The 18,413-nt window shown below is 67.1% G+C and carries 20 protein-coding genes and 1 tRNA gene; 12 read left to right on the top strand and 9 right to left on the bottom strand.

From position 1 onward, the window contains the following. Positions 1-67 precede the first annotated feature (67 nt). Genes EV646_RS27890 through EV646_RS27900 form a run of 3 tightly spaced genes read right to left on the bottom strand, consistent with a single transcriptional unit; the run spans position 68 to position 1,243 of the window. Positions 68-418 (bottom strand): VOC family protein, encoded by a 351-nt coding sequence (locus EV646_RS27890; protein ID WP_132153702.1) that lies wholly within the window; start codon positions 416-418, stop codon positions 68-70. 53 nt (positions 419-471) lie between these two features. Next, the gene (locus EV646_RS27895; RefSeq protein WP_241996372.1) at positions 472-1,002 is read right to left on the bottom strand and encodes a hypothetical protein; all 531 of its coding nucleotides are present in this window, start codon (positions 1,000-1,002) and stop codon (positions 472-474) included. A 55-nt stretch (positions 1,003-1,057) separates the two neighbouring features. After that, positions 1,058-1,243 carry a PspC domain-containing protein gene (locus tag EV646_RS27900; protein ID WP_132153704.1) on the bottom strand — a complete coding sequence of 62 codons (186 nt, stop codon included), beginning with the start codon at positions 1,241-1,243 and terminating at the stop codon, positions 1,058-1,060. Between the two features lie 193 nt (positions 1,244-1,436). Between EV646_RS27900 and EV646_RS27905 the strand changes: the two genes are divergently transcribed. Further along, positions 1,437-1,511 (top strand) — tRNA-Arg (locus tag EV646_RS27905). Positions 1,512-1,577: 66 nt separating this feature from the next. Here the strand turns inward: EV646_RS27905 and EV646_RS27910 are convergent. After that, entirely contained in the window at positions 1,578-2,471 is an 894-nt protein-coding gene (locus tag EV646_RS27910; RefSeq protein ID WP_199237230.1) for a helix-turn-helix domain-containing protein, read from the bottom strand. Between the two features lie 64 nt (positions 2,472-2,535). Between EV646_RS27910 and EV646_RS27915 the strand changes: the two genes are divergently transcribed. Genes EV646_RS27915 through EV646_RS27925 form a run of 3 tightly spaced genes read left to right on the top strand, consistent with a single transcriptional unit; the run spans position 2,536 to position 4,405 of the window. Continuing rightward, on the top strand, positions 2,536-3,174 hold the full coding sequence (locus EV646_RS27915) for a DsbA family protein (RefSeq protein WP_199237231.1): 639 nt from the start codon (positions 2,536-2,538) through the stop codon (positions 3,172-3,174). Positions 3,175-3,194: 20 nt separating this feature from the next. Next, complete coding sequence (locus EV646_RS27920) at positions 3,195-4,001, top strand: MBL fold metallo-hydrolase (RefSeq protein ID WP_132153706.1); 807 nt, start codon at positions 3,195-3,197, stop codon at positions 3,999-4,001. Further along, positions 3,992-4,405 (top strand): nuclear transport factor 2 family protein, encoded by a 414-nt coding sequence (locus tag EV646_RS27925; RefSeq protein WP_132153708.1) that lies wholly within the window; start codon positions 3,992-3,994, stop codon positions 4,403-4,405. Before EV646_RS27920 ends, EV646_RS27925 begins: the two co-directional genes overlap by 10 nt. 31 nt (positions 4,406-4,436) lie before the next feature. On the opposite strand, the gene EV646_RS27930 is transcribed toward EV646_RS27925, so the two are convergent. From EV646_RS27930 to EV646_RS27945, 4 genes are read right to left on the bottom strand one after another with little or no spacing between them, the layout of a single operon-like run. Further along, a complete protein-coding gene (locus tag EV646_RS27930) occupies positions 4,437-4,841 on the bottom strand; it encodes a VOC family protein (RefSeq protein WP_132153710.1) in 405 nt (134 codons plus the stop codon). Next, positions 4,838-5,467, bottom strand: coding sequence for a maleylpyruvate isomerase family mycothiol-dependent enzyme (locus EV646_RS27935; protein ID WP_132153712.1), 630 nt, complete (start codon positions 5,465-5,467; stop codon positions 4,838-4,840). Before EV646_RS27935 ends, EV646_RS27930 begins: the two co-directional genes overlap by 4 nt. A 40-nt stretch (positions 5,468-5,507) precedes the next feature. Beyond that, the gene (locus tag EV646_RS27940) at positions 5,508-6,707 is read right to left on the bottom strand and encodes an RNA polymerase sigma factor (protein ID WP_132153714.1); all 1,200 of its coding nucleotides are present in this window, start codon (positions 6,705-6,707) and stop codon (positions 5,508-5,510) included. Beyond that, positions 6,704-7,021 carry a YciI family protein gene (locus EV646_RS27945; RefSeq protein WP_132153716.1) on the bottom strand — a complete coding sequence of 106 codons (318 nt, stop codon included), beginning with the start codon at positions 7,019-7,021 and terminating at the stop codon, positions 6,704-6,706. The genes EV646_RS27940 and EV646_RS27945 overlap by 4 nt, the downstream gene beginning before the upstream one ends. Positions 7,022-7,155: 134 nt before the next feature. Between EV646_RS27945 and EV646_RS27950 the strand changes: the two genes are divergently transcribed. Beyond that, positions 7,156-7,941, top strand: coding sequence for a phytanoyl-CoA dioxygenase family protein (locus EV646_RS27950; protein ID WP_158291034.1), 786 nt, complete (start codon positions 7,156-7,158; stop codon positions 7,939-7,941). Between the two features lie 36 nt (positions 7,942-7,977). Next, on the top strand, positions 7,978-8,370 hold the full coding sequence (locus tag EV646_RS27955; RefSeq protein ID WP_132153720.1) for a VOC family protein: 393 nt from the start codon (positions 7,978-7,980) through the stop codon (positions 8,368-8,370). A gap of 43 nt (positions 8,371-8,413) precedes the next feature. On the opposite strand, the gene EV646_RS27960 is transcribed toward EV646_RS27955, so the two are convergent. Then, positions 8,414-13,189, bottom strand: coding sequence for an Ig-like domain repeat protein (locus EV646_RS27960; RefSeq protein WP_132153722.1), 4,776 nt, complete (start codon positions 13,187-13,189; stop codon positions 8,414-8,416). Positions 13,190-13,331: 142 nt separating this feature from the next. On the opposite strand from EV646_RS27960, the gene zwf reads away from it, so the two are divergent. From zwf to frdD, 6 genes are all read left to right on the top strand, one after another. Continuing rightward, complete coding sequence (gene zwf, locus EV646_RS27965) at positions 13,332-14,828, top strand: glucose-6-phosphate dehydrogenase (RefSeq protein WP_132153724.1); 1,497 nt, start codon at positions 13,332-13,334, stop codon at positions 14,826-14,828. A 90-nt stretch (positions 14,829-14,918) separates the two neighbouring features. Continuing rightward, positions 14,919-15,152 (top strand): hypothetical protein, encoded by a 234-nt coding sequence (locus EV646_RS27970; protein WP_199237232.1) that lies wholly within the window; start codon positions 14,919-14,921, stop codon positions 15,150-15,152. A gap of 3 nt (positions 15,153-15,155) precedes the next feature. After that, complete coding sequence (frdA, locus tag EV646_RS27975; protein ID WP_132153726.1) at positions 15,156-16,898, top strand: fumarate reductase (quinol) flavoprotein subunit; 1,743 nt, start codon at positions 15,156-15,158, stop codon at positions 16,896-16,898. 3 nt (positions 16,899-16,901) lie between these two features. After that, the gene (locus tag EV646_RS27980; RefSeq protein ID WP_132153728.1) at positions 16,902-17,645 is read left to right on the top strand and encodes a succinate dehydrogenase/fumarate reductase iron-sulfur subunit; all 744 of its coding nucleotides are present in this window, start codon (positions 16,902-16,904) and stop codon (positions 17,643-17,645) included. After that, complete coding sequence (locus tag EV646_RS27985) at positions 17,642-18,037, top strand: fumarate reductase subunit C (protein WP_132153730.1); 396 nt, start codon at positions 17,642-17,644, stop codon at positions 18,035-18,037. Before EV646_RS27980 ends, EV646_RS27985 begins: the two co-directional genes overlap by 4 nt. Next, entirely contained in the window at positions 18,034-18,384 is a 351-nt protein-coding gene (frdD, locus tag EV646_RS27990; RefSeq protein WP_132153732.1) for a fumarate reductase subunit FrdD, read from the top strand. Before EV646_RS27985 ends, frdD begins: the two co-directional genes overlap by 4 nt. Positions 18,385-18,413: the final 29 nt, after the last annotated feature.

The raw sequence follows: 18,413 nt of genomic DNA on the forward strand, positions 1-18,413 counted from the left end.
ACCCCGAAACCCTTGACTCACCATCCACAGCCCGGTACGGCGCTCACTCTCGCGGCTTATCGGAGGCTCACCTTCGGCTGGCGAGTTCGTACAGGTTGCCGTCCGGTGCCCGGACGTTGATCCACTCCCAGTCCTGATCCGTCCCGAGCGGCCCGACCAGTTCCACCCCGGCCTGCCGGAGTTCCGCCATGGCGGTGTGTACGTCGTCGACCTCGAAGAGTGGCACCGGCCCGGAGGCGTTCTCGGTGAAGAACCCGAAGAACCGGTTCCCCGGAGCCATGATCTGCACGGTGTCACCCTCGGCGGTGACGAACTCGGCGGTCGTTTCCTCGGTGAACGCCGCCTCGAGCCCCAGCGCGCCGTACAGGAAGTCGAACATCGCCTGGTAGTCCTGCGTCGCCACCCCGACCCACCGCACGTTCAGCACCTTCATTGCCGTCCGGTCCCCTCGCCCGAACCGGGCAAACGGCGTCAGCGCCTGGCGGTGACCTGGATTCGCGAGTTGGCGGTCAACGGAGCGTTCCAGGGGGCTGGGTCACCGTTGATGGTGACTTTCAGGGCTTTACAGGCGTCGGCTAGGCAGGTGGCGTCGTACTTGACTCCCCAGAGGGTGAAGAACTGGGCGAGGGTCGGGCGCTCGGAGGTGGTTTTGGCTTCGACATAGATCAGGCCGTCGCTGGTGTGGGTGTGGACGGCGGCCTGCTCTGCACGGAGGCGGTCGACGCCGATGCCGGCCGGGATCTGCACCGGCTTGCCGTCGACGGTGATTTTCAAAGCGACTGTGTACGGCGATGGGCCGGAGAAGTCGAGCGGGAGTCGCTCGAAGCCTGCCTTGTCGATGTAGGAGACCCCGTCGCGGGGTGCGTCCCACGGCGGCGGGCCGGTCCGGAGCTCGGCCGGACCGGGCGGCGCGGGACCGATCTGGCAGCTGGCGACCACACTGCTGATGAGGAGCAGGGCGGCCGCCGTCGCGCCCGCCCGGCGCCACCTGCCTGCTCTCATGAGGAGCAGGTTGTCATGTGGCGCCGGTCTGCCTGGACGCTGGGGTCGGCTGGGCTCAGCGCTCCGCGGGCATCAGGATCCAGAGCACGACGTAGATGAGGATCTGCGGGCCGGGCAGAAGGCAGCTGATGACGAAGATGAGCCGCATCGTGTTCGCCGAGATACCGAACCGGCGAGCCAGTCCGGCACAGACACCGCCGATCCAACGACCGTGGGACGGGCGGACCAGATTGCTAGCCATGGGTACCGACTTCCTTTCACTGATGGGCTTACCACCACTATGACGCCGCGCTGACCGGAGTCGATCCCGCCGCACCGGCCTTCCAGGGTCGCGTCAGGGACTCCCCCGGCCCTGCCTCCGGTACCCACCCGACGCACCGCGCCCCGATTCGGGAATCCCGCGCCTTACCTGCTACTGTTCTGCACGTTCCTGAGCCCCCGTAGCTCAGGGGATAGAGCACCGCCCTCCGGAGGCGGGTGCGCAGGTTCGAATCCTGCCGGGGGCGCCACCGATCTGGGCGATCTGTGCCGGCGAAGACCGCCGACATCGATCGCCCGTTGTGTTTGTGGGGATGTCACCCCCGGGGTTCGGCGGTTGGCCTGACGCGGGTTCTGAACCTGGCTGGGGTTGTGCCGGTGCGGTGGTGGAAGTACTTGGAGAAGTTGGATGGATCGTCGTAGCCGAGTTGCTCGGCGATCTGTGCCACCGGGTCGGCTCCGTGCGCGAGGAGGCGTTTGGCCTCGAGTACGACGCGCTCGTCGATGAGCTGCTTGGCACTGAGACCGGTGTTCTCACGGGCGAGGCGGTTGAGGGTGCGCGTCGAATAGCCCAGGCGGGCTGCGTATTCGGCGACCTTGTGCCGGGTGCGGAAGTTCGCCTCGAGCTCGTCGCGGAACCAGACGAACACCTCGTGGGTGGGCGGACGACGGCCGCTGCCTTCCGGTTCGGCCATGACGAGGAGAAGCAGCGCGGCGGCGAGCGCACGAGCCAGAGCGGCGTCACGGACCTCCACAGTCGACCGCGCCGGCATTGCGGCGGCGGCAAGCGCGGCGTCGAGGGCCACTGCCGCCGGCGTCCCCGCAACCGTTACGGCACTCCAGTGGTTGGGAGTGGTCACATCCGCCGACCGGATCAGGTCCCACGTGCCGGTGTCGATCGCGGACGGGGTGAACAGGAAGACCGGCCCCTCGATGTCGCCGATGGCGCCCCATTGCTGCACCTGCCCGGCACGCACCCAGATCAGATCGCCGGGTGCGAGCGGGTAGCCAGTGAAGTCGACAGTGTGTACCGCGCTACCCGCCTCGACGCGGATCAGCAGGTCGAATTCGAGGCGCTGCGGGGCGATGAACTCGTCTGGGCCGCCGCGTACCCGCATCCGCGTCAGCGAAGTGAGCTCGATCTGCCCGGTCACCCCGGGCGGTGGCGCATACCGGACGGGCCGGATGGCGTCTGGCACGCGATGTCCCATTTTCACCATGATACGTCCCGGAGCTACCGTGAAACGCGCGGGCACTCTTCCTAGCCTTGGGGTCATGGCAACGAAATTGACCTACGTGTTCGATGCGTACTGCGGCTGGTGTTACGGATTCGGCCCGGTGATCCGCGACTTCGCCACCGGCAACGCCGGGCGGGTCGAACTCGAAATCGTCAGCGGGGGCCTGTTCACCGGTTCCCGAGTCGCGCCGCTCGGCTCCATGCCGTACGTGGCGGCCGCTAACGCCCGGATCGCCGAACTGACCGGTGCCGAGTTCGGGCCCGGTTACCGCGAGCTCATCGCCGACGGCCGCTTCGAGATGGATTCCACGGCGGCCGCGACCGGGTTCGCCGCGTTACGGGCGGCGGCTCCCGGGCGAGCTCTGGAGTTGGCGGAGGCGATGCAACAGTCGTTCTACTTCGACGGATTGAGCCTGTCCGAGGCATCGACGTACTGGCGCATCGCCGAGCGGCAGGGCCTGGACGCGGATGCGGTGGTGACCGGGTTCGCGTCAGCCGACGGGCGGACCGCGGCGACGCATGATTTCGCACGCTCCGCCCGGCTGGGGGTCAGCTCCTACCCGTCCCTCCTGCTTCACACCGACGCCGGTGTGGTCCGGCTCGGCGGTCCCACCTCCACAGCCGCTCAGCTCACCGACGCGATCGACCGTCACCTCGCCCTGACCGTTTCCGAATGACTACCTCAAGGGACACAACCATGACCGCACTCACCTACAAGATCATCGACGCGGCCGACACCTCGCTGAACAAGACCAGCACGCTGGTGACGGGCGAGACGGAGGCCGTCGTCGTGGACGCGGCCTTCACCCGGGCCGACGGGCACCGGATCGTCGCCGAGGTCCTCGACTCCGGCAAGCGGCTCACCACGGTGCTGATCACCGCTGGAGATCCGGACTTCTACTTCGGCGCCGAGGTCGTCGCCGATGCCTTCCCGGAGGCGGTGTTCGCGGCACCGGCCGACGTCATCGACCACATCCGCGAGACCTACGAGAAGAAGCTGGTCGCGTGGGCGCACCTCGGCGCCAACCTGCCGACCCGGCTGGTCGACATCGCGCCGTTGACCACGCCGTCTGTCACAGTGGACGGTGTCGAGCTCGAGGTGCGCCGCGGCAGCGAGGCCCTCGGCGACCGCGCCTGGTACGTCTTCGAACGGGCAGGGCGCACTCTGCTCGGTGGTGTGTTGCTATTCGAGGGACTGCACGTGTGGACCGCTGACGCCGCGAGCGTGGAACAGCGGGCGGAATGGCTCCGCGTCCTCGACGACCTCGAGGCACTCGACCCCAGCTTCGTCGCTGCCGGACACCGCGTCGCCGGTGCGCCCACCGACGCGACCGCGATCCGGCACACCCGTGAGTACCTGCGGTTCTTCGAGAAGACCATCACCGACGCTGCCGACGCTGCCGCGGCCGAGGAAAGCCTGCTGGCCGCCTATCCGGACGCCGGGCTGCGGATCGCCGCCTCGCTCGGTACCAAGGTCGCGAAGGGGGAGATGACGTGGGGCTGACGTCAATCGACGACACCGCACCGGCCGCGGTAGTCCGCCGCCAATACGTCGCTTCCGCCACAGGTGATCTCGACGCCCTGCGCGCGACCCTCGCCCCCGACGTGGAGTGGACGGAGATGGCGGGCTTCCCACTCGCCGGCACCTACCGCACACCCGACGGTGTGACGAGCGGAGTCATGGAGAAACTGGCCCAGGACTGGGACGGCTGGACCGCCCACGACGACACCTATGTCGTCGAGGGCGAGAACGTCGTGGTCCTGGCCCGCTATACCGCGACCCACAAGACCACCCGGAAACCCTTGAATGTCCGGGTCGCGCACCACTTCACCGTGCGCGGCGGGTTGATCGTCCGGTTCGAACAGTTCGTCGACACCGCCCTGGTCCGCGACGCGGCAACCCCATGATGCGCCACCTGACTGCTCATGCGATTCCCCTTTAGCTTCGACCTCCCCAGAACGTAGCCGTTTCGAGCATCCAGAGGTGCCCGTCGGGGTCGGTGAGGGTGGCTATGTAGCCCCAGTCTTTGCGCGTGGGTGGGGTGACTGGAGTGGCTCCGGCGGTGGTCGCTCGTGCGAATGCCTTGTCGACTGCGGCCTCGTCGGGCAGGGGTAGCGAGAGGATGCATTCGCTGGTGTTGCGGGGCGCGCGCCGCTGGCTGCCGAGGACCCACTTGAACCCCCCGATCGGGATGAGCATCAGGTGTACGTCGTCGGATAGGACGAACCGGAGCGGTTCGGGGATACCGTCGTCGTCCGGCTCGCCCGTCGGCTCGAGGCCGAAAGCCTCCTGGTAGAAGGCGTACGAGCGTGGTCGGTCCTTGATGGGAAGGCTGATGATCATCGGGTCACTCCAACGGTGAAGCGGGCCGCGGCTGGGCCACTGAGGTGGCCGGCTGGGAGGGTTCGGCCGCAGAGGACGAGGAGAAGGTCTTGGGCGCTGCCGGTCAGCGGCGTGCCGGTGCCGTGGGTCCAGTCGAGGTCGGTGGCACGAAGCTGGACGCCACTCAGGTCCACGCCGAAGTACTTGAGCTGGCGGGGTTTCACGTCGTCGAGGATGAGACGCATGCGGTCCGGCGGTACGACGCGATCGATGCCGAGGGCAACGGTGATGTCGAGGCCGTGGATGACGTCGTGGGACAAGGCACCCTGGTAGCCGCCGCCCGGCGGCTTCCACGGGTGGTTGAGGTTCTGCCGCAAGCACTCCGTCAGCTCGGCCGCCGACAGCTCGGCCGCCGTACGGCGCGCGTAGCGGTCGGCGAAGCGATCGAGGTTGCCTCGGGCCTGCAGCAACCCAAGCACGAAGCGAGGCATCGACAGCCGGAACGGCATGGTGATGTGCGCAACCGTCTCCCGGACCCGCCAGCCCTTGCACAGCGTCGGCTTGTCCCAGTCCTCCGCGGAAAGCCCTGAAAGCAGCGAAGCGAGGTCGGCCCGCTCCCCCGCGACGGCAGCTCTGATGTCTGTCATGAGAATTTCTCCTTTCGCCCCACCGACGAACGGGTCCCGCTCAGACAGACACCTCCTCCAGACGCTTCTGCAGATAACGCCGCTCAGCGTCCGTGGTAGCGAGTTCCACCGCTTCCTTGTACGACGTAGCCGCCTCGGACAGCCGGCCGAGTCGTCGCAGGAAGTCAGCACGGGTGGCGGGGAGTAAGTGGTAGCCGGCCAGTGGTCCAGCTGCGAGGTCCTCCACCAGGCGTAGACCGACTGCTGGGCCGTCAGCCATGCCGATGGCCACTGCACGGTTCAGCGCGACCACAGGGGTCTGCTTGAGCTGGCCGTACAGAGCGGCGATCTGCGTCCAGTCGGTGTCGGCCGCCGTACGGGCCGTGGCGTGACAGGCGGCTATGGCGGCCTGCACCTGGTACGGGCCGGCGTCGCCTCGCGCCAAGGCTGAGTCGAGGAGAGCAACGCCTTCTGCGATGACGGAGTGGTCCCAGCGGGTGCGGTCCTGGTCCTCCAGCGTCACCAGTACGCCGTCGGCGGTCAGCCGGGTGGCACGGCGTGCGTCGTGCAGCAGCATGAGTGCGAGCAGCCCGGCCGCCTCCGGCTCGTCCGGCATGAGCTGCACAAGCAGTCGGGCCAGTCTGATGGCCTCGCTGCTCAGACCGCTGCGCACGACGTCGGAGTACCCCTCGTTGAACAGCAGATAGAGCACAGCGAGTACGGCGGGTGTCCGCTCGGGCAGTAGGTGCGCAGGTGGGACCCGGTACGGGATGCCGGCGTGCTGGATCTTCTGCTTGGCCCTGGTGAGTCGCTTCGACATCGTCGTCTCCGGGACCAGGAACGCCCGCGCGATCTCCGCCGTACTGAGTCCGGCCAGAGTACGCAGCGTCAGCGCCACCCGTGCCTCCATGGCCAGTGCGGGGTGGCAGCAAGTGAACATAAGCCGCAGCCGGTCGTCCGGTACGTCGTACGGCTCGTCGGACTCATAGCCCAGCGCAGCCACTGCCTGGAGCTTGGCGGCACCAACAGCCTCTCGCCGCAACCAGTCGACGGCCCGGTTGCGGGCGGTGGTGGTCAGCCACGCACCGGGCCGGTCCGGCACGCCCTGCTCCGGCCAGCGCTGGAGTGCCGCGGCGAATGCCTCCTGCGCGCACTCCTCCGCCAGTTCCCAGTTGCCGGTCACTCTGATCAGCGTGGCGACGACCTGGCCCCACTCGTCCCGGAAGATCCGGTCGAGCAGGGCCTGGACAGCCTCGGTCACAGCACCGGGCGGATCTGGATCGTCCCGTACCCGGCCGCCGGGTGCTTGGCGGCGATCTCGATGGCCTCGTCGAGGTCGGCGCAGTTGATCAGCACGAACCCGCCGATCTGCTCCTTCGTCTCCGCGAACGGACCGTCGGTCAGCAGCAGCTCGTCGTCCCGCACCCGCACGGTCGTCGCCTCGGACGGCGGCCGCAGCCCGGCCCCTCCTTCGACCACGCCGCGTTGTTCCATCTCCTCCGACCACCCGCCGCACCCGTCGTTGGCGTGCGCCTCGGCCGACTCGTCACCACAGATCATCAGCAAGTACTTCACAGACCTACCGTAAAGCGCCTTGTGCACTAGAGCATGCAAAGGCCGCCGGCCGAGAGACCCAGTCGCAGCCAACTGTAGGGCGCCCGCGCTAAATCCTTCGCGTCGCGGTGCGATACGGCGTTAGCGTGATGCGCATGCTGTCGCCAGCTCAGCGCGAAAAGTTCGAGCGGACGGGGCTGCTGCACCTGCCCGCAGCGATCCCGGCAGCAGACGTCAACGTGATGTGTGACCTGATCTGGGAGCACGTGCGCGCGGAGCACCAGATAGAGCGGACAGATCCGACGACGTGGGTGATCGAGGAGCGGTTGTCGGGGTTGCAGAAGGTGGCACGGCGGGGTGAGTTCGAGCGGATCGGCTCACCGGCGGTTCGATCGATGCTGGACGGGCTGCTGGGGCAGTGGACGGTGCCGGGTAAGTGGGGCGGGCTGCTGGTTACCTTTCCGCGCCGGGAGACCACCCCCTGGGATGTTCCGTTCACCGTCTGGCACAACGACTTCGTGCCGGGATCCGGGCTGCGTGCGGTACAGATCTTCGTGCTGCTGAACGACATCCGCCCACGCGGCGGCGCGACCGTCGTACTCACGGGATCGCACCACCTGGTGGCCAAGTACGCCGACCCCTCCGACGACGGCCCGCACCCAAAGCGGCTCCGGAAAGCCCTGGCCGCGGTCGATCCCTGGCTGCGGGATCTGTGGGACGGCGATCCGGGCGATGATCGCGTACGGCGCTACATGGTCGACGGCGCCGAGATCGACGACGTAAAGCTGCGAGTAGTCGAGCTGACCGGCAGCGCAGGCGACGTGTTCTTCATGCACTGCGACACCTTCCACTCCCCCGCCCCCAACTGCCGGGATCAGCCTCGGATGATGGCGACGAACATGATCCGCCGACCTCTGGCGGGCGGTCAGGACCGGGGCTAGCGTCGAAATGAACCGGATCCCAGGGGAGGACGTGAGATGGCAGGACGAGTGGTGCATTTCGAGATTCCGTACGACGACGGGGAGCGGGCGCGGAGGTTCTACGCCGAGGCGTTCGGGTGGCAACTCCAGGAGATGCCGGAGCTGAAGTACACGACGGTGTCGACCGGGCCGGTAAACGAACAGGGGTTCCCGGCCGAGCCCGGCTTCATCAACGGCGGCATGTTCGACCGTGCCGGTGGTGGCGAGATCAACCGGCCGGTGCTCACCATCGATGTAGACGACATCGACGCGACCTGGAAGTCGATCGAGCAACTCGGCGGCAACACCGTAGGCGAGAAGATCCCGGTCGGCGACATGGGTTTCGCCGCGTACTTCACCGACTCCGAGGGCAACCTCATCGGCCTGTGGCAGTCCGCATCATCCAGCTAGCCGGAAGCGGGCCCGGGACCGCAAGAGCCCCGGGCCGGGTCGGCTACTTGATCAGGCTCCAAGGACCGCGGGGGTCGCCCGGGGCCTGGTTTCGGGTGTACCAGCGGGCTTGGTACCTGTGGTCCTGGTTGATGACGATGTCGCCCTTGGTGAAGATGCGGGACGCTGTCCAGATCGTCGTACCGTCCTCGGTCATGGCGAGTTCCTGCCAGGCGCCGCGCGGGTCGCCGGGCTGCTGGTGGATGCTCGCCCAGGCAGCCAGGTACGGCTTGCCGTTGTAGCTGACCTTGGCGTCGGCCTTGTAGAGCGTCGTCGACTTCCACGCCGGCGGCAGGTTGACCGTCACTGTGCCGGTCGCCTGAGCGGCCTCGAGTGAGTCGCTGCCGGAGTACGACGCGGTCAGCGTGTGGCTGCCGGCTGCGAGGCCGACGGGGAGCGTGAACTTCGCCGTACCGCCAGACAGACTCGCCGAGCCGCGGACCTTGTCGCCCTCGCGCAGTTCGACAGTGCCAGTCACCGGGACTGGGCTGGCGTCCACCTTGACCGTCACGGTTGCCGCCGTACTCCAGTTCACCGGAGCAGAGGTCATGGTCACGGCCGGCTTGCCCTTCGCCGTCCGGAACACCGCCGGCTGCGCGACAGCCACACCGTCATCCGCACTCTTCGCCGAAACGATCCAGCTGTACGACGTCGCAGGCGTAAGGCCCGGCCAAGTCACCGAAGCCGTGCCGTTCGCCGCGACTGAGTCGGAGCCGATGACGGTGGTCGGCACGTAGGCCGCCAGCGACTCGGTCGAGAAGGACGTCTTGCGGGTGGTGAGGTCGACCGGCAGGGTCAGGTTGTCCTCGGCACCGTTGTACCGCGGCTTGGTCTGGCTGCCGTCCTGGCGGATGTCGTACTCGGTCGCCCCGTAGTTGTTGAGGAACGGCGAGTAGGTGTCGATCTTCATCACCGACCGCTTGACATCGAACTGCAGCAGCCGCAGGAAGCTCGCGCCGAACTGCAAGCGGTCGGTCGCCTTGTGGTCGACAACGCCATCGCTGTTGACATCAATGTTGCCATTGGCATCGACCTTCGAGGGCCACAGCTCACCCGCGGGCACTGTGTAGAACTGGTAGTCCGCGAGCAGCTCGACCACGTCGTGCGCGACCGTCACGCCGACGTTCGTCTTCAGGTTGGTGCCGACGCCGTGCTCGTGGCCGGCCAGCACCAGGAAGACGTTCGGGTTGCTCTCGACGACCTGTTTGTACAGCGGTGAGCCGTCCGGTGCGGAGAAGTCGGCGCCACGACCGTCCGGGTTCGCTGACGGCCGGAGGTAGTCGTGTGACAGCAGGATCCCGTTGTGGTCCTTGTACCGCTTGAAGATCGAGTCGGCCCACTTGGCCTCCTGCGGCGTCACGCCGTACGAGAGACCGACCGCGACGAAGTCCAGACCGCCGGCGGAGAAGAGGACGTAGTTGTTCTGGTTGTCCTCGCCGGGCGTCGTGGTGCCATCCGCCTGGATCTGCTCGTCCCAGGCGTGGTACTCGCTTCCGGTTGGCCAGGCGCCGGATGCCTGCTGATACCGGTGTGCGCTGAAGACCTGGCTGAAGCGGGAGTGCCGACCAGTCTCGGCGCCGAGCTGGTTGTCGTGGTTGCCGGCGATGACCTGGTTCACCACGCCCTTGTCGTCGAGGATCTTCTGGAAGCTCGAGGCGACCGCGAGTTCCTTCTGCACCTGCTCGTCCAGACCGGGCCGCTGCAGCGTTCCGTCCGGCTTCTTGGCGAGCGGGTCGTAGTAGTCGTTCTCGATGATGTCGCCGGTGTGCGCGGTGTAGGCGATCTTCCGGTTTGTCGCATTGTCGGCAATCCACTGAGTGGTGTTCCGGTACGCCGACGCCCAGATCGCCTGCTCCTCGGCGGTTTCCACGTCCGACGGCTCGGTCTGGCCGTCGAAGTCGTCGTACGTGCCGCCGGCCGCCCCTTCGGTGAGGTACTGCGTGTCGGTGAAGTGCGCGATCGCGAAGTCGTACGCCGACGGGTCCTCGAGGTGGTCCTTGTCGTTCTGCGCCGACGCGTCACGCGGCGACAGGTCGTCGGCGAACGGGTCCTCGCCGGTGACCAGTACATGGACGGTGTCGCCGTCGCGGTAGCGGTTCTCGAGTTGCGTCGTCAGCGCTGTGGTCTTGTCGGCCTGACCCCGCGAGCTGGTGAGTGCGATCCACCTGGCGCCGTCCCACACTCGCAGGGCGACGACTCGCTCCGGGTCGATGGTGCCCTCCCAGCGCAGCGTCGGCGTCCTACCGGTGCTGCCGAGCTTGACGTCGTACCGCTGGAAGACCACGTCGCGACCGGACGGCGTGCTGACCGACTTGCCGTCCAGCGGCCGCAGCGAGTTGACGTCGACGCTGCCGTCGTGCGCGACATCGAGCGTCGTCGGTACGGCGGATGCCTCGCCCTGGTAGCCCGTGGACGGAGTGACGACGTCGGCCTTGGTGAAGGTCGCCGTCAGCTGTACGCCGTCCTCGCCGGGGATCTTGGCTTCGAGCTTGGCAGCCGGTGAGTTGGTGCCAGTGACGGTGGCGGTGAGGTCGGCCGGGACATCCGGGATGCTCGCGCTGGTGAACTGGATTTCGCGGGTGGCGGTGTTGCCGAGGGCATCGGTCGCGGTGATCGCGATCGTGTGCGCTCCGGCGGGCAGGCCGTGACCGATCTGGCCGCCTTGCTCGACCGCTTTGCCGTCCAACGAGATCGCCGGCTGACCGACGATGCCCGACGCGTCCTTGAGGTTCACCGTCAAAGCCACGGTCGACGTGAGTCGCTGGCCGTTCGCCGGGACACTGCTCTCGATCTCGGGCGCGGTGTTGTCGACGGTGAAGTGCCGGCTCGCGGTCTTCTCCCCCACCGCGGCCTCGATGGTGTGCCGGCCGTCCGGCAACCGCGTGGTGTCGACATCCGCCCGCAGACCCAGCGGCGGCAGCGTCACGCCGAACTCAGCGGAGACGTCGAACAGGATCGTCTTGTCCAGTACGCCGTTGTTGCTACTGCTGCAGCTTCCGTCGCCGACGGACACGGTGACCGGCGTACCGGCGGGGTAGCTGGCCGAGCCGATCGTGACCGTGGTCCCGGCGATCTCCTTGGTGAGCTGAGTCGCCTTGGCTCCGATCGGTTCGAGCTTGAAGTCGCGGAGCGTGTAGTCGTCGTAGTTGTCGCAGCCGCCGGGCTTTGTGCTGCCGTGGTCGTTGCCGGCGACGAACTCGATCGCGTTGACGCCTGGGACCAGCCACTCGTTCGGGAAGGTCAGGTCGGCGACCTCCTTCTCCCAGATGCCGAGGTTCAGCGGGATGCCGTTGATCAGCACCTTGTTGTCGTAGCCGTTGTCCGCACCGTTGCCGCCGACAAAGACCTTCAGATGCGCGTCGCCGCCGCTGCCGAGAGTCTCGATCGTCCGCGTCGTCGGCGCATCCGCGATGGCGAAGTGGAACTCGGCTTCCTTGTTCGCGCCGCAGGTTCCGTCGCCCAGGGCAAGGATCGCGTCCGTGGTCGCCGCTTTGGCGCCGGCCGTGACGAGGTACGTCGTACCGGGGATGACTGTGCCCGCGGTGCTCAGAGCGAGGCCGGGGCCGCTGATCTTGAAGTCGTCGTGGTTCGCGCAGGTGGCGCCGTTGAGGGTGCCGTTGTAGTCACCGGTCTTCACCTCGATGACGTTGTCGCCGGGGTGCAGGAGTCGGGTCGGGAACTTCAGGCTGACGTTCTCCGCGCCGCCGACGCCGTAGTCGCCGCCGAGGTCGACTTTGTTGCCGTTGACAAGCAAGTAGTTGTGGTACTTCGCCTCGACCGAGTTGCCCGCCTCGATGGTGATCCCGAACGTCGCCGTACCGGCTGCCAGAGTCTCGGCGTTGCCGGCCGCGGTGCCGTCGATGGCGAGGGAGTCGACCCGGTCGCCGCTGCCCGTCGGCAGAGCCGCGATCACCGGTTGAGTACGCCGTACGACGGAACCGTCGGCCGGAGTCACCTTCGCGGCGCCGGCCGGGGCGTTGTTGACGTCGACGGTGACGGTGGTGGTCGCGCCTGAGGTCGTGGTCGCGGTGATGGTGTGGGAGCCGTTGGACAGCATGGTGGTGTCCAGGTCGATGCTCAAGCCCGCCGTACTGCCGGGCTCGCCGGAGACGACGAAGGTGAGGTCCTGGGTCAGCGCCTTCTTCGACGTACCGCAGGTCCCGTCGCCGAGGTTGTAGCTGAACGCGTTCTGCTCGCCGTCGGCGACCACACCGAGGAGGCTCAGGCTGATGCTGCTCAGCGCGAAGTCGTCGTAGTTCGGGCAGCGGAGGCCCTCGCCGTACGGGAGGGCCTCGACGCCGACCGCGGTGGTGCTGGTGGTGTCGACCCAGTTCGCTCCGGCGTACACGGTGATGGTGTTGCTGCCTTCGTGCAGCCATGCGCCGGGGAAATCGAGGGTGCCGGTGCGTCCGCCGGCGACATCGGGGAAGGCGATGCGGTCCGTGCGGCCGTTGACAGTGAAGTAGTTGTGGTAGCGCGCCTCGGTGCCGTTGCCGCCCATGTCGAACGCGAAGTGTGCGGTGCCGGCCGTCTTGCCGGCGTCCACCGGCTTGCCGTCGATGGTCAGTGCGGTGACCGAGTCGTTCTCGGTGACCGGCTCGGCGGTGAGCTCGACCGTACCTTCGAGGGTTTGCCCGTCGCGGACGCTGAGCGCCGGCCCGTTGCCGGTGGTGGTCTCGGCTCCTGCGGACGAGGGGTGGATCGCGGCGACGGATCCGGCGATGAGTGCGGCTGCCAGCAGGGGCCAAAGCGTCCTGCCCAGGCGCGGGCGGTGGGTCATGGGCGGACTGTGTCTTTTTTCCGCGAATTCGTGGACTTTGGTAAGGAACGTACAGGTGAACAGAAGTTGATCACTCAGGCATGCGTGATCGCGGACCGTCGGTGCCTAGACTTCGAGGTGTCGGCTCTTTGTGGAGGACTGCATGCCTGACCGTACTCAGACCATCGCGTATCCCGCTCCCGGTTCGCGGCCGTCGCGGCGGGATCCGGAGCCACTGGCGCCGCATGTGATCGTGCTGTTCGGCGCGACCGGAGATCTGGCCAAGCGCAAGCTGCTGCCTGGGTTGGCGTATCTGCAGCAGTCCAAGTTCGCGCCCGACGTACGGATCATCGGTTCGGCGGTCGAGGACATCACTCCGGACGAGTTCCGCGCCAGGGCTCGCGAGGCGGTGGAGCGGTTCGGGACACACCAGTTCACCGACGAGGAGTGGGCACAGTTCGCCGAGCGGCTCGACTACGTGCCGGTGACGGCCGGGCCGGAGGCGCTCGCGACCGCGGTGAAGGCGGCCGAAGCGTTGCTCGGCCCGGATGCCTGTCGGCTGCATTACCTCTCGGTGCCGCCGAAGGCCGCGCAGTCGGTGATCGCGATGCTGCGCGACGCGGACCTGGTCGACCGGGCCCGGGTGGTGATGGAGAAGCCGTTCGGCGACGACCTGGCCAGCGCGATCGAGCTGAACAACTACGTGCACGAGACGTTCGACGAGTCGCAGATCTTCCGGATCGACCACTTCCTCGGCAAGGAGGCGGCGCTCAACATCCTCGCGTTCCGGTTCGCGAACGGGTTGTTCGAGCCGATCTGGAACCGCAACTTCATCGACCACATCCAGATCGACATCCCCGAATCGCTCGGGCTCGACCAGCGGGCCGCATTCTACGAGCCGACCGGCGCGTTCAAGGACATGGTCGTCACGCATCTGCTGCAGGTGCTGTCGTTCGTCGCGATGGAGCCGCCGACCGCGCTGGAGCCGCGGGCGATCTCCGAGGAGAAGAACAAGGTCTTCCGGTCCATGCTCCCGATCCAGCCGACTGAAGTCGTACGGGGTCAGTACGGCGGTTATCGCACCGAGCAGGGGGTCGCGCCGGACTCCGACACCGAGACGTTCATCGCGATGAAGGTCGGGATCGACAACTGGCGGTGGGCCGGCGTGCCGTTCTACCTGCGCACCGGCAAGCGGATGGCGGAGGGGATGCGGATCATCTCGATCGCCTTCAAGGAAGCGCCGAAGACGATGTTCCCGGCGGGCTCCGGGGTCGGGTCGCAGGGACCGGACCACCTGACTTTCGACTTGGCCGACTCGTCCCGGGTGTCTCTGTCGTTCTACGGCAAGCGGCCCGGTCCGGGGATGCGGCTGGAGAAGCTGTCGATGCAGTTCTCGACCCAGGAGACCGAGAGCGCGGGCGACGTACTGGAGGCGTACGAGCGGTTGATCCTGGACGCCATGCGCGGCGACCACACCCTCTTCACCACCGCCGAGGGCATCGAGTCGCTGTGGGACCGCTCGGCTTTGTTGCTGGAGGACCCGCCCCCGGTCAAGCCCTACCAACCCGGCACCTGGGGCCCGAACGCCATCCACCAACTCATCGCCCCCCGAGCCTGGCGCCTCCCCTTCGAACGAGAATGGCGCGAATCCAAGCCGTAGCCCGAGACATTGCCCTGGCCCGGCTCTGAGGCGCACTATCGAGGTGTGATGTGAGTCACAAACACCTCAGAGCCTAGAGGGGGTGGGTGAATGACCGGGACCAGGACGCATCTGACTGGGGAGCGGGCGCCGTGTGGGCGGATGGGCGACGCGGACCGTAGCCAGGAGGACGACTTCGAGGGCTTCCGGCTGGACGACATGCACTTTGCCTGTGGCTGCCGGCAGATGCGGCACGAGTTCCACGACGGCAGCCTGCGGATCCGGACCGTGCGGCACGACGGCAAGATCCTGCTGGACGAACACAGCGGCGATCATGAGGCCTGATCGATGAGCACCTTTCACGATGTCGTGGTGATTGGGGGCGGCGGCGCCGGGTTGAGAGCTGCTATCGCGGTGGCTGAGACCAACCCGGCGCTCCGGGTGGCCGTCATCTCGAAGGTCTATCCGATGCGCAGCCATACGGTGTCCGCCGAAGGCGGCGCCGCTGCTGTCTCTGCGGCAGACGACAGTCTCGACGAGCACGCGTACGACACGGTGTCCGGTGGCGACTGGCTCTGCGACCAGGACGCCGTAGAGGCGTTCGTCGCCGAAGCGCCGCGGGAACTGCTCCGGCTCGAACACTGGGGTTGCCCGTGGAGCCGGCAGCCGGACGGGCGGATCGCCGTACGGGCGTTCGGTGGGATGAAGAAGAAGCGCACGTGGTTCGCCGCCGACCGGACCGGGTTCCACCTGCTGCACACGCTCTTCCAGACCGCGCTTTCGTACTCCGACATCGTCCGGTACGACGAGTGGTATGTCACCAAGATCCTCGTCGACGACGGACGCGCGTACGGCGTCGTGGCAATCGAACTGGCGACGGGACGGATCGAGACCATCACGGCCAGCGCGGTGATCGTCTGCACGGGCGGCTGTGGACGCGTCTTCCCGTTCACCACGAACGCCAACATCAAGACCGGCGACGGGATGGCGCTCGCGTATCGGGCCGGCGCCGCATTGAAGGACATGGAGTTTGTCCAGTACCACCCGACCGGCCTGCCCTTCACCGGCATCCTCATCACCGAGGCGGCCCGGGCGGAGGGTGGCTGGCTGCTCAACAAGGACGGCTACCGGTACCTGCAGGACTACGACCTCGGTACGCCGACACCCGACCCGGTCCTACGCAATATGGAGCTCGGGCCGCGGGATCGGCTGTCGCAGGCGTTCGTGCACGAGTTCGAGAAGGGCCGGACGATCGATACGCCGTACGGGCCGGTGGTGAATCTCGACCTGCGGCACCTGGGGGCGAAGCTGATCGACGCGAAGCTGCCGTTCGTGCGGGAGCTGTGTTCGAAGTACCAGAACATCGATCCGGTGACCTCGCTGGTCCCGGTACGCCCGGTAGTGCACTACATGATGGGCGGCATCCACACCGACATTCGCGGCGCGACGTCCCTGGACGGTCTGTACGCAGCCGGTGAGGTCGCCTGCGTCAGCATCAACGGCGCCAACCGCCTCGGGTCGAACTCGTTGCCGGAGTGCCTCGTCTTCGGCAACCGCGCCGGGCGGGCCGCTGCCGTCTTCGCCGCGCGCTACCGTCAGGCCGTACCTTCTGCTGTGCAGGCGATGGCCCGCGATGAGGAGCGGCGGCTGGCCGAGGAGCTGGCACGGCACGCGGAGGGGCACGAGCGGATCGCGGACATCCGGACCGAGATGCAGACCACGATGGAGAACGGCGCCGGGATCTTCCGCGACGGTGATTCGTTGACCAAGGCATCCGATCAGTTGCACGAGCTGCGGATGCGGTTCGCGCATGCCGCGATCGATGATCACAGCAAGGATTTCAACACCGAGCTGATCGCGTTGCTCGAGCTCGGTTTCATGATGGATGTTGCCGAGAGCATCATCGCGTGCGCGCTGCAGCGGGAGGAGTCGCGGGGAGCGCATCAGCGGACCGATTTCCCTCGTCGTGACGACGAGCGGTTCCTTGCACATTCGCTGATCCAGCGTGGGGCTGACGGCACCGGCCGGGTCAGCTATCTCCCGGTGACGATCACCCGGTGGCCGCCTGGGGAACGGATCTACGGGAGGTAGTCGATGGCAGACGAAATCACACTCGAGGTGGCGCGCTATCGGCCTGAGGTCGACTCTTCGCCGGTCATGCAGAGCTATCAGGTGCCGCTGCGCGAACACTGGGCGGTCCTCGATGGGCTGACGTACATCAAGGATCAACTGGACGGGACGCTGTCGTTCCGGTGGTCGTGCCGGATGGGCATCTGCGGCAGTTGCGGGATGACGGTCAACGGCGAACCAGTGCTGAGCTGCGCGACCTTCCTGACCGACTACGCCCCTGGTCCGGTGCGGGTCGAGCCGTTGCACAACTTCCCGGTGATCCGCGACCTCGTCATCGACATCGAGGACTTCATGGCGAAGCTGCCGACGGTGAAGCCGTGGATCGTGCGGGACGTGCAGAGCCCGGTCGAGCAGGGCGAGTACCTGCAGACGCCGGAGGAGCTGGAGGAGTACCAGCAGTACAGCATGTGCATCAACTGCATGCTCTGCTACTCGGCCTGCCCGGTGTACGCGCTCGAGCCGGAGTTCATCGGGCCGGCCGCGATCGCGCTCGCACAGCGGTACAACCTCGACTCGCGGGACGAGGGTGCTGCGGAGCGTCTGGAGGTGCTTTCTTCGCCTGAAGGGATTTGGGCGTGCACGTTCGTCGGGGAGTGCAGCGCGGCGTGCCCGAAGGGGGTTGATCCGGCGGGCGCGATCCAGCGGTACAAACTCACCGCTGCAACCCAGACTGTGAAGAACTTGCTGATGCCAAGGAGCAAGCGGTGACGGCCTCGACGGGGCGATCCTACAGGCGGCCGATCGCGTTGTTCTGGTGGCTTTCCCGGCGCTCGTATCTGCTCTTCGTCTTGCGTGAGCTGAGCGCTGTCTTCGTCGCCTGGTTCGTGGTTTACCTGCTCCTGCTGGTGAACGCGATCGGCGACGGCGCTCCGTCGTACGCGCGCTTCGTCGACTGGAGCGGGTCCTCGTGGGTCCTCGTCCTCAACCTGATCGCGCTCGCCTTCGTGCTGCTGCACGTGGTGACCTGGTTCGGTTTGGCGCCTCGGGCAATGGTCGTCCGCCTCCGCGGCCATCGCATCCCACCACCGCAGATCGTTGCCGCCCACTACCTGGCCTGGTTGTTGCTCTCAGCAATCGTCGCCTGGGTGGTGCTCCGATGAACCACCGCCGCTCCCCCGAACCGCTGCTCTGGCTGCTCTTCAGCTCCGGCGGCATGGCCGCCGCGCTCATGGTCCCGATCCTGCTGTTCCTCTTCGGCATCGCGATCCCGCTCGACTGGTTCGACCCGTCGTACGACCATCTGTCCGCCGTACTCCACAACTGGATCACCCGCCTGATCCTCTTCGGCCTCTCCGCGCTGGCCCTCTTCCACTGGGCCCACCGCTTCCGCTACACCCTCTACGACGGCCTCCAACTCAAGCGCTACGGCACCCCCATCGCAGCCCTCTGCTACGGCGGCGCCGTAGCCGGATCGGTCATCGCAGCAGCCCTCCTACTGACCATCTAGGGCCGGATGGGGGTCGCGGTGGTTCGGTG

The organism is Kribbella antiqua, from assembly GCF_004345665.1.
GTDB classification, from domain to species: Bacteria; Actinomycetota; Actinomycetes; order Propionibacteriales; family Kribbellaceae; genus Kribbella; species Kribbella antiqua.

What these genes read in the sequence shown, in the direction of transcription:
- EV646_RS27910 (WP_199237230.1), bottom strand. Translation starts at nt 2,471, where the DNA reads ATGGGACATCGCGTGCCAGACGCCATCCGGCCCGTCCGGTATGCGCCA.
- EV646_RS27920 (WP_132153706.1), top strand. Translation starts at nt 3,195, where the DNA reads ATGACCGCACTCACCTACAAGATCATCGACGCGGCCGACACCTCGCTG.
- EV646_RS27930 (WP_132153710.1), bottom strand. Translation starts at nt 4,841, where the DNA reads ATGATCATCAGCCTTCCCATCAAGGACCGACCACGCTCGTACGCCTTC.
- EV646_RS27895 (WP_241996372.1), bottom strand. Translation starts at nt 1,002, where the DNA reads ATGAGAGCAGGCAGGTGGCGCCGGGCGGGCGCGACGGCGGCCGCCCTG.
- EV646_RS27950 (WP_158291034.1), top strand. Translation starts at nt 7,156, where the DNA reads ATGCTGTCGCCAGCTCAGCGCGAAAAGTTCGAGCGGACGGGGCTGCTG.
- zwf (WP_132153724.1), top strand. Translation starts at nt 13,332, where the DNA reads ATGCCTGACCGTACTCAGACCATCGCGTATCCCGCTCCCGGTTCGCGG.
- EV646_RS27915 (WP_199237231.1), top strand. Translation starts at nt 2,536, where the DNA reads ATGGCAACGAAATTGACCTACGTGTTCGATGCGTACTGCGGCTGGTGT.
- EV646_RS27955 (WP_132153720.1), top strand. Translation starts at nt 7,978, where the DNA reads ATGGCAGGACGAGTGGTGCATTTCGAGATTCCGTACGACGACGGGGAG.
- frdD (WP_132153732.1), top strand. Translation starts at nt 18,034, where the DNA reads ATGAACCACCGCCGCTCCCCCGAACCGCTGCTCTGGCTGCTCTTCAGC.
- EV646_RS27900 (WP_132153704.1), bottom strand. Translation starts at nt 1,243, where the DNA reads ATGGCTAGCAATCTGGTCCGCCCGTCCCACGGTCGTTGGATCGGCGGT.
- frdA (WP_132153726.1), top strand. Translation starts at nt 15,156, where the DNA reads ATGAGCACCTTTCACGATGTCGTGGTGATTGGGGGCGGCGGCGCCGGG.
- EV646_RS27935 (WP_132153712.1), bottom strand. Translation starts at nt 5,467, where the DNA reads ATGACAGACATCAGAGCTGCCGTCGCGGGGGAGCGGGCCGACCTCGCT.
- EV646_RS27960 (WP_132153722.1), bottom strand. Translation starts at nt 13,189, where the DNA reads ATGACCCACCGCCCGCGCCTGGGCAGGACGCTTTGGCCCCTGCTGGCA.
- EV646_RS27980 (WP_132153728.1), top strand. Translation starts at nt 16,902, where the DNA reads ATGGCAGACGAAATCACACTCGAGGTGGCGCGCTATCGGCCTGAGGTC.
- EV646_RS27970 (WP_199237232.1), top strand. Translation starts at nt 14,919, where the DNA reads ATGACCGGGACCAGGACGCATCTGACTGGGGAGCGGGCGCCGTGTGGG.